Annotated in this window: 12 protein-coding genes; 1 reads left to right on the top strand and 11 read right to left on the bottom strand. The window is 68.9% G+C overall.

Annotation, left to right across the window (positions count from 1 at the left end; translation table 11 throughout):
* Window positions 1–2 precede the first annotated feature (2 nt).
* Genes LVB87_RS09335 through rpoE form a run of 3 tightly spaced genes read right to left on the bottom strand, consistent with a single transcriptional unit; the run spans window position 3 to window position 3,113 of the window.
* The gene (locus tag LVB87_RS09335; RefSeq protein WP_232897705.1) at window positions 3–1,511 is read right to left on the bottom strand and encodes a DegQ family serine endoprotease; all 1,509 of its coding nucleotides are present in this window, start codon (window positions 1,509–1,511) and stop codon (window positions 3–5) included.
* Between the two features lie 49 nt (window positions 1,512–1,560).
* Window positions 1,561–2,499, bottom strand: coding sequence for a sigma-E factor negative regulatory protein (locus LVB87_RS09330; protein WP_232897704.1), 939 nt, complete (start codon window positions 2,497–2,499; stop codon window positions 1,561–1,563).
* Window positions 2,496–3,113: an RNA polymerase sigma factor RpoE gene (gene rpoE / locus LVB87_RS09325; RefSeq protein WP_232897703.1), complete on the bottom strand. Its 618-nt coding sequence runs from the start codon at window positions 3,111–3,113 to the stop codon at window positions 2,496–2,498. Before rpoE ends, LVB87_RS09330 begins: the two co-directional genes overlap by 4 nt.
* A 224-nt stretch (window positions 3,114–3,337) precedes the next feature.
* Between rpoE and LVB87_RS09320 the strand changes: the two genes are divergently transcribed.
* On the top strand, window positions 3,338–5,389 hold the full coding sequence (locus tag LVB87_RS09320) for a 3-hydroxyacyl-CoA dehydrogenase NAD-binding domain-containing protein (protein WP_232897702.1): 2,052 nt from the start codon (window positions 3,338–3,340) through the stop codon (window positions 5,387–5,389).
* Between the two features lie 14 nt (window positions 5,390–5,403).
* Here the strand turns inward: LVB87_RS09320 and LVB87_RS09315 are convergent, their stop codons facing one another.
* The 8 genes from LVB87_RS09315 to acpP form a co-directional block, all read right to left on the bottom strand.
* Window positions 5,404–5,772 (bottom strand): PilZ domain-containing protein, encoded by a 369-nt coding sequence (locus LVB87_RS09315; protein WP_232897701.1) that lies wholly within the window; start codon window positions 5,770–5,772, stop codon window positions 5,404–5,406.
* Window positions 5,769–6,737 (bottom strand): DNA polymerase III subunit delta', encoded by a 969-nt coding sequence (locus LVB87_RS09310; protein WP_232897700.1) that lies wholly within the window; start codon window positions 6,735–6,737, stop codon window positions 5,769–5,771. The genes LVB87_RS09315 and LVB87_RS09310 overlap by 4 nt, the downstream gene beginning before the upstream one ends.
* Window positions 6,734–7,378 carry a dTMP kinase gene (tmk, locus tag LVB87_RS09305; protein ID WP_232897699.1) on the bottom strand — a complete coding sequence of 215 codons (645 nt, stop codon included), beginning with the start codon at window positions 7,376–7,378 and terminating at the stop codon, window positions 6,734–6,736. Before tmk ends, LVB87_RS09310 begins: the two co-directional genes overlap by 4 nt.
* Entirely contained in the window at window positions 7,375–8,445 is a 1,071-nt protein-coding gene (gene mltG, locus LVB87_RS09300; RefSeq protein ID WP_232897698.1) for an endolytic transglycosylase MltG, read from the bottom strand. Before mltG ends, tmk begins: the two co-directional genes overlap by 4 nt.
* The gene (gene pabC / locus LVB87_RS09295) at window positions 8,442–9,269 is read right to left on the bottom strand and encodes an aminodeoxychorismate lyase (RefSeq protein WP_232897697.1); all 828 of its coding nucleotides are present in this window, start codon (window positions 9,267–9,269) and stop codon (window positions 8,442–8,444) included. The genes mltG and pabC overlap by 4 nt, the downstream gene beginning before the upstream one ends.
* Entirely contained in the window at window positions 9,266–10,621 is a 1,356-nt protein-coding gene (locus tag LVB87_RS09290; RefSeq protein ID WP_232897696.1) for an aminodeoxychorismate synthase component I, read from the bottom strand. The genes pabC and LVB87_RS09290 overlap by 4 nt, the downstream gene beginning before the upstream one ends.
* Before the next feature lie 19 nt (window positions 10,622–10,640).
* Window positions 10,641–11,873 carry a beta-ketoacyl-ACP synthase II gene (gene fabF, locus LVB87_RS09285; RefSeq protein WP_232897695.1) on the bottom strand — a complete coding sequence of 411 codons (1,233 nt, stop codon included), beginning with the start codon at window positions 11,871–11,873 and terminating at the stop codon, window positions 10,641–10,643.
* A gap of 111 nt (window positions 11,874–11,984) precedes the next feature.
* Entirely contained in the window at window positions 11,985–12,224 is a 240-nt protein-coding gene (acpP, locus tag LVB87_RS09280; protein ID WP_232897694.1) for an acyl carrier protein, read from the bottom strand.
* Between the last annotated feature and the right edge of the window lie 59 nt (window positions 12,225–12,283).

The following is a 12,283-nucleotide window of genomic DNA, read 5'->3' as shown; positions in this document are numbered from 1 at the left end:
GCTTACTGGGTTTGGGACTCGGAACGCGGGGAAACGGCGACGTAGCGGCTGCTGCCGCCGCGCTGGACGAGCAGCATCGCCGTGTCGCCCGGCTTCAGCGCGGCCAGCGCGCGATCGAGCTGGGAGGCACTGTTCACCGAGGTCCGGCCCACCGCGAGGACGATGTCGCCCGGCTGCAGGCCCGCACGCTTGGCGGCGAGGCCTTCGATGCGCGCGATCGCCACGCCTTCGTCGTTCGGCAGGCCCATGCGCTGGCGGTCGCCCGAATCGATGTCCTCGCCGACGATGCCGAGCGAATTGCGATACGACGGCGCCGGCGTGTCGGACGCGGGGATGCTGCGCGGTTCGGCGGCCGTTTCCAGTTCGCCGAGCACCACGGTGACATCGCGTGCCTTGCCGTCGCGCATGATCGAGAGCGTCGTGCGCGCACCCGGCGGCAATGCACCGACCAGCGGCGGCAGCGAAGACGCATCGTCGATCGGCGTGCCGTTGAAGGCGCGGATCACGTCGAGCCGTTGCACGCCGGCCTTCGACGCACCGCTGCCCGGCTGCACTTCGCGCACGAGCGCGCCGCGCGTATCGGGCAGGCCGAGCGCCTTGGCCTGGTCGGCGTCGATGCCTTCCAGGCCGATGCCCAGCAGGCCGCGGCTCACGCGGCCATGCGCCTTGAGCTGGTCCACGGCGTTCATCGCGACGTCGATGGGGATCGCGAAGCTCACGCCCATGTAGCCGCCGGAGTTGCTGAAGATCTGGGAGTTGATGCCGACCACCTGGCCGCGCGTGTCGAGCAGCGGGCCACCGGAGTTGCCGCGGTTGATCGCGACGTCGGTCTGGATGAAGGGCACGTACTGCTGGTTCGCATACGGGTTGGCGCGACCCACCGCGCTGACGATGCCGGCGGTGACCGAGTGGTCCAGGCCGAACGGCGAACCGATCGCGACGACCCACTGGCCCGGACGCAGCTGGCGCGAATCGCCCATGCGCAGCGAGGGCAGGCCGGTGGCGGCGATCTTGAGCAGCGCAACGTCGGATTGTTCGTCGCTGCCGACGACCTTCGCCTTGAACTCGCGGCGATCGGACAGGCGCACGGTGACTTCGTTGGCGCCGTCGACGACGTGGTGGTTGGTGAGGACGTAACCGTCGCCGGAAATGAGGAAGCCGGTGCCGAAGGACACGCCCTGCCCGCGACCGGGCGACGGCCCTTGCGGCATGGGCATACCCGGGCCGAAGAAGCGCCGGAAGAATTCCGGCATGTCTTCGTCGTCTTCGAGCGCGGGCTGGTCGCGCCCGCCGCCGCCGATGTTGGCTTCGACGTTGACGACGGCCGGACCGACCTGGTCGACGAGATGGGTGAAGTCCGGCAGGCCGGCGACCATCTGGGGTGCCTGCGCCGCGGCGGGCGCGGTCTGCGCGTCGACGTTGGTCAGCAGCACCGCGGACGTGGCCGTGGCGGTAGCCGCGACGAGCAAGGCGCTGCGCAGCGTGGGATTGCGGAAGTTCGGAAGACGCATCGGTGACGGGTCCTCGGTGGCGGTGCGATGGAGGTTGGGGTGGTCTTCGTTACGGCTGCGGAGCGGGTTGCGCGCCGGCGTCGATCGCTTCGCGCGGCGTTGCGTCGCGCGGCGTCGCTTGCGGTTCGCGCGGCGAGAACGGGTAGTACGACGGTGCGGTCGCGTAATCGGCGGCGAGTGCGCCGTTGCCGTTGTATTGCGGCAACACGGCACGCGGCCACGGGCGCGAGGGCGCTTCGAGCGGCGTCGCCGCAGCTTCGGCGAACGGATCGCGGTCGATGCGACGTGCGGGTTCGGTCTGCGATGCGAGGACGGTGACCGGGGCTTCGCCTGTCACCGGCGCGCTGGCGGCTTGTGTTGCGACGGCCTGCGACACGATGCGATCGGTGGCGGCACGGCCGCGCTGCGCACTGCGCGCACGCGTCGACGGACGCGCGATGGACGCCACTGCCACGGCGGCGGCGCTCGCGGCTTCCGCATCGGACGGCATGTCGGGGACCTGCACGGCGGGCGCCTGCGGTTTCGGCGTGAGCTTCGGCGCAACCTGCGTTGCGGCGGCGACCTGCGGCGCGGCGGGCGGCACGTTCGTGGTGGCCGGCTGGCGCGCAAGGAAGAAGGCGACCATCGCCGCGGACGCGGCGAGCGCGACGCTGCCCCAGCGCGGACCGCGCCAGGCGCTCGCGCGGGAATTCGCGGCACCAGCGAACGCGGCGGCCGAAGGCGCTTGCGTCGCGTGCATCGCATCGGCGCGCAACGCGCCGCCCTGCATGGCATCGCGCACGCGGTTGGGGAAGGTGGCGGGCAACAAGGCGCCCTGCCCGCGCAGCGCGTCGCCGACGAGATGCCAGCGCTCGCACGTGGCGCGCCAGTCCTGGTCGTGGTCGAGGCGCTTGAGCGCGAAGCGCGCGGCGTCGCCCGTGAGTTCACCGTCGAACAGCGCGCTGAGCGCTTCGCGGTCGGAAGTGGGATGGCTGGTCGGAGTCGTCATCGGCTGGCACGCTCGCGTTTCGGTTCGCTGTCGAGCAGGGGACGCAGTTCCTCGTCGATGGCCTCGCGCGCGCGGAAGATGCGCGAGCGGACCGTGCCGATCGGACACTGCATCCGCTCGGCGATTTCCTCGTAACTCAATCCGTCGACTTCGCGCAGCGTGATCGCTTCGCGCAACTCGGCGGGCAAACGGTCCACCACCTTCATCACGGTGCGTTCGACTTCCTGGCGCATCAGCTCACGCTCCGGCGTATCGGTGTCGCGCAACCGGATGCCCGAGTCGAACTGTTCGGCGTCGGTGACGTCGATGTCGTCGGTCGGCGGGCGGCGGTTGTGTGCGACAAGGTGGTTCTTTGCGGTGTTCACTGCGATGCGGTGGAGCCAGGTGTAGAACTGCGCGTCGCCCCGGAAGTTCCCGATCGCGCGGTATGCGCGGATGAAGGTGTCCTGGGCGACATCCTGGACTTCGGCCCAGTCGTGGATGTAACGCGAGATCAACGCCGCGATCCGATGCTGGTATTTGCGCACCAGCAGGTCGAACGCCACGCTGTCGCCGCGCTGCACCCGGGCGACGAGCGCCTGGTCCAGCTCTTGTGTTTCGTGTTCCGTGGCCATGGTGGGCGCCGGGCTCCTTCCTGTCCGCTCGTCCGTGGCCGGGCGTTGGGACAGTCGATCGAAAGAAAAGTTCATCGGCGCATCGGGGGTCGATGCACCGGGCAAGAATGGGGTGTCAGGGATACACGGGACTTGAATGGGGACGGCATTGACGCCGATCAAATACCGCCGGGATCATAGACCCGCTCCATACTCCCCAGAATGCTCCCTCACGGATGGTGGCCATGCTTGCTGGTCTCGACGGTCTGCGCTTTTCGAACTGGCGCGCCGAAACTGCCGCCGACGGCATCGTGGTGCTCAGCTTCGACCGCGCCGGCGCCGGCGTGAATACGCTCTCGCAGGAGGTGCTGTTCGAGCTCGACGCCATCCTGGAGCGGCTGTCGCTCGACCCGCCCAAGGGCCTGGTCATCCGCTCGGCCAAGCCGGCGGGGTTCATCGCCGGCGCGGACATCAAGGAATTCCAGGCCTTCGACGAGAAAGGCACGGTGGCCGACGCGATCCGCCGCGGCCAGCAGACCTTCCAGCGGCTGGCGGAACTGCGCTGCCCCACGGTCGCTGCGATCCACGGCCATTGCATGGGCGGCGGCACCGAGATCTCGCTCGCCTGCCGCTATCGCGTGGCGTCCAACGATCCCTCCACCCGCATCGGCCTGCCGGAAGTGAAGCTCGGCATCTATCCGGGCTGGGGTGGCAGCGTGCGCCTGCCGCGCCTGGTCGGCGCACCGGCGGCCTTCGACGTGATGCTGACCGGCCGCACGCTGTCGGCGAAGGCGGCGAAGGCGATGGGGCTGGTCGACAAGGTCGTCGAACCCGCGCTGCTCACCGATGCGGCGATCGAACTCGCGCGACGCGGCACCACGCGTCCGTTCAAGCAGCGCGCGCTCGCCTGGCTCACCAACACTTGGCCGGCGCGACAACTGCTCGCGCCGATGCTGGCCAAGCAAGTCGCGCGCAAGGCGCGCCGCGAACACTATCCTGCGCCTTACGCGATGATCGAAACGTGGCGACGCAGCAGCGGCGACATCCAGTCCTTGCTGTCGGCCGAACGCAAGTCGGTGGTGAAGCTCGCCTCCACGCCGACGGCGCGCAATCTCATTCGCGTGTACTTCCTGCAGGAACGCCTGAAGGGCATCGGCGGCAAGGACCATGGCATCGCGCGCGTGCATGTCGTCGGTGCCGGCGTGATGGGCGGCGACATCGCGGCGTGGTCGGCCTACAAGGGGTTCGAGGTCACGCTCGCCGATCGCGAACAACGCTTCATCGATGCGGGCCTGGCCCGTGCGCACGACCTGTTCGCCAAGCGCGTGAAGGATGACGCGAAGCGCCCGGCCGTCGCGGCGCGCCTGCGCGGCGACCTCGCCGGCGAAGGCGTGGCGAACGCGGACCTGGTGATCGAAGCGATCATCGAAAACCCGGAAGCCAAGCGTGCGCTGTATGCGGACATCGAACCGCGCCTCAAGCCCGACGCGCTGCTCACCACCAACACCTCGTCGATTCCGCTGACGGAACTGGACAGCCACATTGCGCGTCCGGCGCAGTTCGCGGGCCTGCATTACTTCAATCCCGTCGCGCTGATGCCGCTGGTGGAAATCATCCACCACGATGCCATGGCGGAAGAGACGCAGCGTCGCCTCGCCGCGTTCTGCCGCGCAATCGACAAGCTGCCCGTGCCGGTCGCCGGTTCGCCGGGCTTCCTGGTCAATCGCGTGCTGTTCCCCTACATGCTCGAAGCGATGGCCGCATTCGCCGAAGGCATTCCCGGCCCGGCGATCGACAAGGCCGCGGTGAAGTTCGGCATGCCGATGGGCCCGATCGAACTGGTCGACACCGTGGGCCTGGATGTCGCGGCAAGCGTGGGACGCGAATTGGCGCCCTTCCTCGGCTTGCCGATTCCGCAGGGTTTGGCGAACAAGCTCGAGTCGGGCAAGCGCGGGAAGAAGGATGGCCAGGGCTTCTACACCTGGGAAGAAGGCAGGCCGCGCAAGCCGGAATTGCCGAAGGACTACAAGGCGCCCGATGACCTGGAAGATCGCCTGATCCTGCCCTTGCTCAACGAATCGGTGGCGGCGCTGCACGACGGCGTGGTCGCCGATGCCGACCTGCTCGATGCGGGCGTGATCTTCGGCACGGGATTCGCGCCTTTCCGCGGCGGCCCGATCGCGCATATCCGTGCGGTGGGCGCGGACAACATCATCGAGCGCCTGAAGGCGCTGCAGGCCACGCATGGGGATCGGTTCGCGCCGCGACCCGGCTGGGACTCGCCAGCGCTGCGCTGAGCGCGCAGCGCGGATTACATCGTGTGCGTGGGCTTGTCGGCCGTCAGCGTGCCGGCGAGGATCGTCTCGATCTTGTGGCGCACCGCCTCGCCTTCCGTGCTGTCGGCGAACTGCACGCCGATGCCCGCGGCGCGATTGCCCTGCGCGCCCGGCGGCGTGACCCACACCACCTTGCCCGCGACGGGCAGGCGGTCTTTTTCTTCGAGCAGGGTGAGCAGCAGGAAGACCTCGTCGCCGAGGAAATAGCGCTTGGGCGTCGGCACGAAGATGCCGCCGGTTTTCAGGTACGGCATGTACGCGTTGTACAGCGCCGCCTTGTCCTTGATCGCGAGCGACAGGATGCCCTGCCGAGCGCCACCTGCGCCTGCCACTGCTGCCGTCATGCCCTGCCCCCCCTCGCGACGGGCGCATCGCCGCGCCACGCCAACAACAGTTCGGTGACCGCAAGATCGGCGCGCACCGTGGTGCGAAGCAGATCACGCGTACGGTTCGCGGCGTCGAACCACGCGGCCAGACTGCGGGTTCGCCCCGCGTCGGTCAAGCCGGCGGCCCGCTCCAATGCGAGGTCCGCTGCATGACGAAGACGCAGTTCCGCGTATTCATCGGCCACCCACGCCTGCGCGGTGGCGAGCGCGCCGGCGGTGCCGCGTTCGAGTTTGTCCAGGTCGGCCGCCACCTGGCGACGCAACGCGAGGCCCTCGCCCTGCAGCCATTGGTCTGCAAGACCCGGGTGACCGCGCGCGGCGTCCAATGCTTCTTCGGCGGCCGCGGGCTTGTGGCCCTGCGCGATCAACCATGCGAGCGCTTCCTCGCGTGGAGGCAGGCGGAACTCGACGCGCTGGCAACGGCTGCGGATCGTCGCGGACAAGCGCGCCGGATGCGCCGAGACCAACCACAGGAAGCGCCCCGGATGCGGTTCTTCCAGCGTCTTCAGCAAGGCATTGGCGGCGTGGTGGTTGATCGCATCGGCCGGATCGAGCACCGCGACCTGCGCGCCGCCATATTGCGGCGTGAGCGCGAGGCGTTCGCCGAGTTCGCGGATCTGTTCGATCACGATCTCGGTGCGCATCCGCGCGCCATCCTTGGTCGGGATGAAGGAGACGAGTTCGAAATCCGCATGCGTGCCCGCGGCGAAGAGCTGGCAGCTCCTGCAATGGCCGCACGGCTCGGCACCCGCGGGTTCGCGGCACAGGATGCGCTGCGCCAGGCGTTGCGCGACGGCGCGCTTGCCCAGGCCCGCGGGGCCGGCGAACAGCACGCCATGCCCGAGCCGCCCGGCTTCATGGATGGAGACCAGGTGCGCGTACGCGCGCGCCTGCCACGGGGCGAGCGGCGCGAGCGTGGTCACGCGACGCTCCGCAGGTATTGCTGCAACAGCGCGACCGCGCGCGCAGCGACCTCTTCCGCCGACGCGGACGCATCCACGACGCGCATGCGATCGGGCTCGGCCTGCGCGCGCGCGAGATAGGCGGCGCGCACCTGTTCGAAGAATTCGTCGCGCTCGCGTTCGATGCGATCGGGCGAGGTGTCGCGTCCGCGCGCGCGTTCGCGTCCCTTGTGCACGCCGACGTCGAGCAGCAGCGTGAGGCCCGGACGGATGCCGACCACGCGACGTTCGAGTTCGGCGATGAAGGCGATATCGAGTCGACGACCGCCGCCTTGGTAGGCGTAGCTGGAGTCGGTGAAGCGATCGCACAGCACCCACGCGCCGCGTTGCAGCGCGGGCAGGATCGTTTCGCGCACGTGCTGCGCGCGGGCGGCGAACATCAGCAGCAGTTCGGTTTCCGGCGACGGCGGCTCATGGCTCGGATCCAGCAGCAGCCCACGGATCTGTTCGGCCAGCGGCGTGCCACCGGGCTCGCGCGTGGTCACCACCTCCAGGCCGTTGCGCTGCAGCGCATCGCGCAAGGCATTGAGCACCGTCGTCTTGCCGGCGCCTTCGCCGCCTTCCAGCGTGATGAAATGCGGTTGCGTGGACAGTGACGTCATTGCGCCTTCTGCTGTTGTTCGCGGTAGCGCTTGAGGTAGGCCTGCACGGCGGCCTGGTGCTCGGCCAGCGTACGCGTAAAGACATGACGCCCGCTGCCGTCGCCGACGGCCACGAAGAACAGGGCTTCGCCATCGGCCGGCCGCATCACGGCCCGCAGGGCTTCCAGGCCCGGCATCGCAATCGGGGTCGGCGGCAGGCCGGTGCGGGTGTAGGTGTTGTAGGGCGTGTCGGCGAGCAGGTCCGCGCGGCGGATGTTGCCCGCATACGCGCTGCCCATGCCGTAGATCACGGTGGGATCGGTCTGCAGGCGCATGCCGATCTTCAGGCGGCGCGTGAACACGCCGGCGATCTGCGGGCGTTCGTCCGCCACGCCGGTTTCCTTTTCGACGATGGACGCCAGCACCAGCGCTTCGTCCGGCGTGCGCAGGACGGAGGGCACGGCGCGGTCGTTCCAGGCCTTGTCGAGCGCGTGCTGCATGGCGACGTGCGCGCGCTGGAGGATGTCCAGGTCGCTGTCGCCGCGGACGTACAGGTAGGTCTCCGGCAGGAAGCGGCCTTCCGGGTGTTGGCCGGCATGACCGACCTTCACCATCAGGGCGGCGTCATCGAGCTTGTCGGTTTCGTGCAGCAGATCCTGGTTGCGGGCGAGGGCGGCGCGCAGTTCGCGGATGTTCCAGCCTTCGACGATGGTGAAGCGGCGATTGAGCACGCGGCCATCGCGCAGCGCGACGAGCAGGTCGTGCGGGCTCATGCCGGGCTCCAGGGCGTATTCGCCCGCCTGGATGCGGTTGGCCGCGCCGAGTTCGCGCGCCAGCGCCTGCCATTCGAGGCGATGGCCGACCGACACGCCCGCCTTGCGAAGCTTGCCGACGACGCTCGAGAGCGAATCGCCCCGCTCCACCACCAGCGTCTCGCCCGGGGTGATGCCCGACATTCCGGTGTTCGCGAACCCGGTGTAGCGCTGCCACACCCAGAAGCCGCCCGCGACGAGCGCGGCGAGCACCACCAGAAGGAACAGTTTCGAGATTCCTCCGGCGCGGCGCCGGCCGTGTCGACTGCGTGTCATGCCTGTCCTGTCGGGTCCTGGTCGAAAGCCGGATGCGCGCGCCCGAGGCGGACGCGCAGATCGGCGATGGCCGGATGTGGCGCCCACGTGCGCGCCCCCAACCGGCCGACCGGCAGGATACCGCGCACGGCATTGCACAAGAGGACGGCGTCGGCGCTTTCGACATCGGCGGGCGCGACGCGCGTCTCGGTCGCGGTGATTTGCGACAGGAGCCACGCGCGGCACACACCGGCGACGCCGCAGCGATCGATGCGCGGGGTGGTCCAGGTATTGCCGTGCAGGAGGAAGAGGTTGGCGGAGGTCGCGCTGACGACCTCCCCCTCGGTGCTGCACTGCAGGCCGTCGTCGATCGCGGGATCGTCCCACTCGGCGCGGGCCAGGATCTGTTCCAGGCGATTGCAATGCTTGAGGCCGGCGAGCGCCGGTTGCACCGAGAGCCGCGTGTCGCACCAGCGCAGCGCGAGCCCCTCCGCGCGCGGCGACGCGGGAAGCGGATGGCGCGAGAGGCGCCACAGCGGCGCGGCATCGCGCATCGGCGCGTAACCGCGACCGCCGCCACCGCGCGAGACGATCAGCTTGAGCACGCCATCGCCGCCGTCGTCGCACAGCGAGCGCATTTCGCGTTCGAGCACGTTGGCATCCGGCATCGGAATGCCCAGCCGCTGCGTCCCCATCGCCAGCCGCGCGCGATGCGCCGCCCACCACGGCGTGACGCCGCGATGCACGCGCATCGTTTCGAACACGCCATCGCCGTACGCGAAACCGCGCGCATCGCCCGGCAGCGCATCGATGCGCGTGTCGCCGGCGAACAGGCGCTCGGTCATCCTGCGACCCCGAGCCCGCGCAGCATTCCGCGCGCCTTCGCCCGCGTTTCGTCGAGTTCGCGTTGCGGCAGCGAGTCGATCACGATGCCCGCGCCGGTGCGGAAGCGCAGCGTTTCGCCTTCGAGCGATGCACTGCGGATGAGGATGTTGAAGTCCATGTCGCCGTCGCGGTTCAACCAACCGAACGCGCCGGTGTACGCGCCGCGCCCTTGCCCTTCGAGCGCCGCGATGATCTGCATGCAGCGCACCTTCGGGCAGCCGGTGATCGTGCCGCCGGGGAACACGGCGCGCAGCACGTCGCCGGGCGTCGCATCGGGCAACAGGCGGCCGCGCACGTTGCTCACGATGTGGTGCACGTGCGCGTAGCTTTCCACGGTCATCAATTCATCGACTTCGACGCTGCCCGGCGTGCACACGCGACCAAGGTCGTTGCGTTCCAGGTCGATGAGCATGACGTGCTCGGCGCGTTCCTTCGGATGGCCGACGAGTTCGCGGATGCGCGCGGCTTCATCGTCGCCGGGGCTGCGCGGGCGCGTGCCGGCGATCGGGCGCGTTTCCACCGCGTCGCCCCGCACGGAGACGAGGCGTTCGGGCGAGGAGCTCACGACGGCCCAGCCCTCGCCCGCGAAGAGGCCTGCGAAGGGTGCGGGGTTGGCTTCGCGTAAACGCGCGTGCAGCGCGGTGGGCGGGAGCGGCGCGTCGAACGTCGCGCGCCAACCGCGCGAGAGATTCACCTGGAACACATCGCCTGCAGCGAGATGGCCGAGCACGCGTTCGACACCGTCGGTGAAGCGTTGCGGTGCGTCTTCTTCGAGCGAAGCCGGTGCGCGCCATTCCGGCAGCGGCGGCAACACGGCGGCGTCGATCGCATCCCGGAAGATCGTGTCGATCCATTCGCGATGCGCGCTCTCCGCGACGACGAAGCATTCGCCCGTCGCATGGTCGCGCAACACGGCGGCAGGACTGCGCATCGCATACGCCACGGGCATCGCGCCGTCGGCGTGCGGGAGTTCCAGGATGGGTTCGACTTCGCCCGCGAGTTCGTAGCCGAGGAAGGCGACCCAACCGCCGCGGAAGGGCCAGCGTGGTTCGTCGCGCGGCACGCGTTCGCGTTGCCATGCGCGATCGAGCGCTTCGAAGAACGTGCCGTCGACGACCGCACCGCTTTCATCGCGCACCACGCCATCGCGATCGAGTCGCAACGACCCACCGCCCGCGGCGAACAACATGTCCCAGCGGCCCTGCGCCGTCCCGTGCGCGCTGGATTCCAGCAGCACGGGATAACGCGCCGGCGCCTGCCGGTGCAGGGCCAGCAGGTCGAGGGACGGATCGAGCGAACGGGTGACGAGCACGCCAGCCCTGCCTTCGTCGTCAGATACGGCGGAAGACCAGCGTGCCGTTCGTGCCGCCGAAGCCGAAGCCATTCGACACGGCGATGTCGATCTTCTTCTCGCGCGCCACGTTGGGCACGTAGTCGAGATCGCAGCCTTCGCCCGGTTGTTCGAGGTTGATCGTCGGCGGAATGATGTTCGCGTGCAGCGCCATCACCGAGAACACCGCTTCCACGCCACCCGCGGCGCCGAGCAGGTGGCCGGTCATCGACTTGGTGGAGCTGACCATCGTGCGATACGCGTGGTCGCCCAGCGCGCGCTTGATCGCCAGCGTTTCGGCGACGTCGCCCAGCGGCGTGGAGGTGCCGTGCGCGTTGAGGTATTCGACCTGGTCGGCGTTGATCTTCGCGTCCTTGAACGCAGCCGCCATGCAGCGCGCGGGGCCGTCGCCGTCTTCGCTCGGCGCGGTCATGTGGAAGGCGTCGGAGCTGGCGCCGAAGCCGGCGAGCTCGCAGTAGATGCGCGCACCGCGCGCCTTCGCGCGTTCGTATTCCTCGAGGATCAGGATGCCGGCGCCGTCGCCGAGCACGAAGCCGTCGCGCGCGGCGTCCCACGGGCGCGAGGCGCGCGTCGGGTCGTCGTTGCGGGTGGACATCGCCTTCATCGAGCAGAAGCCGCCCATCGAGGTGGGCGTGGAACCGCGTTCGCCACCACCGGCGATCATCACGTCGGCGTCGCCGTGCTGGATCATGCGCATGGCCATGCCGATCGAATGGTTCGACGTGGCGCAGGCGGACACGGCGGAGAAATTGGGGCCCTTGGCGCCGGTGAGCAGCGACACCTGGCCGGGCAGCATGTTGATGATGGTGCTGGGCACGTAGAACGGTGAGATCTTGCGCGGGCCGCCTTCGTGCGCCTTGATGGTCTGTTCCTCGATGCCGCGCAGGCCACCGATGCCGGAGCCGATGAGGGCGCCGATGCGTTCTGCATTGGAGTCGTCGATGGTGATGCCCGAGTCTTCGAGCGCCATCATCGAGGCGGCGACGCCGTAATGGATGAACTCATCCATTTTCTTCGCGTCCTTCGGACCCACCCAGCGGGTGATGTCGAAGTCGCGCACTTCGCCGGCGATCTGCGTGGTCAGGCCCGAGGCGTCGAAGTGCGTGACCGCACCGATGCCCGAACGGCCGTTGACGATCCCGTCCCAGGTGCTCGCCAGGTCGTTGCCCAGCGGCGAAACCACGCCCATCCCCGTTACGACGACACGACGCATGCCTTGCTCCTATCTCTTTCGAATCCCGCGACGCCCTACGGCGGCGCATGCTCATCCACAAACGCACAGGGCCGCGAACGCGGCCCCGTGTCGGTCACAGCAAGGCTGGAATCAAGCCTTGACGTGGGCCTTGATGTAATCGATGGCCTGCTGCACCGAGGTGATCTTCTCGGCCTCTTCGTCCGGGATTTCGCACTCGAACTCTTCTTCGAGGGCCATCACCAGTTCGACGGTGTCGAGCGAGTCGGCGCCCAGGTCGTCGACGAACGAAGCGCTGTTGGTCACTTCGTCTTCCTTGACGCCGAGTTGTTCGACGACGATCTTCTTGACGCGTTCTTCGATGCTGCTCATGTGTCTTGCTCCTCCAGGGAGTCTGTTCAGGCGGATAGTGTAGTGGAATCGGGGGGCCG

It is taken from the genome of Lysobacter sp. KIS68-7 (assembly GCF_021284745.1).
In the GTDB taxonomy this organism is placed as follows: domain Bacteria; phylum Pseudomonadota; class Gammaproteobacteria; order Xanthomonadales; family Xanthomonadaceae; genus Noviluteimonas.
Note: the sequence above shows the minus strand (reverse complement) of the source record. Positions and strands in the feature narration are given on the sequence as shown.